Raw genomic sequence first — 2,008 nt, 5'->3', positions numbered from 1 at the left:
CAAAAATGACAAAAGTTTATTAAAAGGGATTTTGCTCATCTCTATAATGATCAGTTTCTATTGAGATGTTTTCATAACAAGCAATAAATCACAATTATCCTATTTATCATTTCTCTTATGAACATGAAAAATGATGCCATGGCTATAAAGAACATAACAACTATAGAGAAAGCAAAAATGCAAATGAAAGCATTTGTTATAAGAGCGCGGTGCTATTAAGGTCGTTTAAATTAAAGCCCCTTATAAACAAAATTCACAAAAAATTTAAAATTCATTTAGTAACAAAATTGATAGGTTATAAAGTTTAAAATACGCATTATGAGAGCGTTTCTAAATATTATAAATGTATAGATTCAAAAAATAACGCAATCGTTTCATAAAGCCCATAATATAGTTTTAAAAGCACATAAATATAAAAGAAACAATTAATAAGCATAAGATATTATCAACACGCAACGTATTAAAAAATAAGAAAAAATATCAAAAAGATAGAAATATTATTTGACAATAAACACGTATTTTGTTATATAAATATTCAAGTGCTGAAAACACTTAACGATTAGCGGATAGGTTACGAAACAATCTTTCCAAAGTCTTTAAAATACTGACTGTTTTTTATACGTATTAAAGCGTATAATGATTTTGTCGGGTGTGTCACACCATGCAATACCCTTATGGGAAAAGTGTGACGACGGACTAATCGCCGTGTTTTCAACGCCCGGCGCCTTTATAGCGCGTCAATTGAAAACTTCATTACGATTAGAAAGAATTTAAAATGAAAAATTCTATAATAAAAACTTCCCAAAATACAATTTCCTCTAACATTGCAAACGAAATCACATCTGTTAATCAACAAGAGTCTGCAAAAAAATACGAATTTACCAATGAAAAATTCACTTTTGATGGTCTTACTTTACACCGTATACGTGCTCTAAGATATTTTGATGATGTTAAGGCGGGAGACCTCGGCGGTTTTATTGAAAATGAAAGTAACTTATCCCATGATGGCAATTGCTGGGTCTATGATAATGCCGCGGTTCTTTTCAATGCAACTGTTTATGAAAATGCTAAAATTTATAATGACGCGAAAATCTTTAGAGGTGCCAAGGTGTGTGGCAATGCTATCGTTAATGGCAAAGCATTGGTTTTTGATACAACCGCTCATATTTATGATAATGCAAAAATTCATGATAACGCTAAGGTCTGTGGGCATGTTTATGGTAATGCCGTAATTAGTGATAATGCTACTATTTCTAATGGTGCCAAGGTTTATGACAATGCCCGTGTCTATGAAAGTGCCTATGTTTGTGGCTATATTTTTGGCAATGCCCATGTGTATGGCAAGTCACGCATTTATGTCTGGGCGCGCGTTTATGATAATGCCCATGTTTTTTTTAATGCTTGGATTAAGGATTATTCAAGTATCTATGGTCATGCCAAGGTTTCTGGCTCGGCTCGTGTTGGTTGCTTTGTAAGGATTTATGATAATGCCAAGGTCTATGGCAAATCAAATATTGATCATCATGTGCAAATTTATGGCAATGCTGTTGTCAATAGCCGTGCAAAAATTCGTAATGATATCTGTGATGATAATCAGTCACTAAAAGACGCTGCTTAAATAACGCGTGGGCGCAGCGGGGGCGCCTTCCTTTAAATATCTCATTTAAAAATTAAATCTCTTTATGAAGGAATTGTGCTATGCAAAAGAAGTTTGCACTCACAAATGAAACGCGTGTATTTGGTAATCATACCCTTTATCGCATTAAAGCATTAAAAGACTTTTCTGATGTTAGAGCTGGTGCCATGGGTGGCTTTATTGAAAAGGAAGATAACCTCTCTCATGAGGGAAATTGCTGGGTGTATGATGAGGCTCTTGTGTTTAAAAATGGTCACGTTTATGAAAATGCAAGAGTTTTTGGCAATGCTGTCACTTGTGGTCATATCTATGGTCATGCGCGGGTTTATGACAATGCTATCATTGCTGGCTATGTTTATGATAATGCCCATG

1 protein-coding gene and 1 pseudogene are annotated in these 2,008 nt (G+C 34.2%); both read left to right on the top strand.

Annotated features, from left to right (window positions below; translation table 11 throughout):
- Positions 1-775 precede the first annotated feature (775 nt).
- Positions 776-1,618 (top strand): hypothetical protein, encoded by an 843-nt coding sequence (locus ACFIQE_RS09860; protein WP_375707651.1) that lies wholly within the window; start codon positions 776-778, stop codon positions 1,616-1,618.
- 80 nt (positions 1,619-1,698) lie between these two features.
- Positions 1,699-2,008, top strand: a pseudogene (locus ACFIQE_RS09855) (hypothetical protein); the annotation flags it as partial.

It is taken from the genome of Bartonella sp. AA1HLJMS (assembly GCF_042197445.1).
Taxonomy (GTDB): domain Bacteria; phylum Pseudomonadota; class Alphaproteobacteria; order Rhizobiales; family Rhizobiaceae; genus Bartonella.
This window is presented reverse-complemented; position numbering and strand designations above follow the sequence as displayed.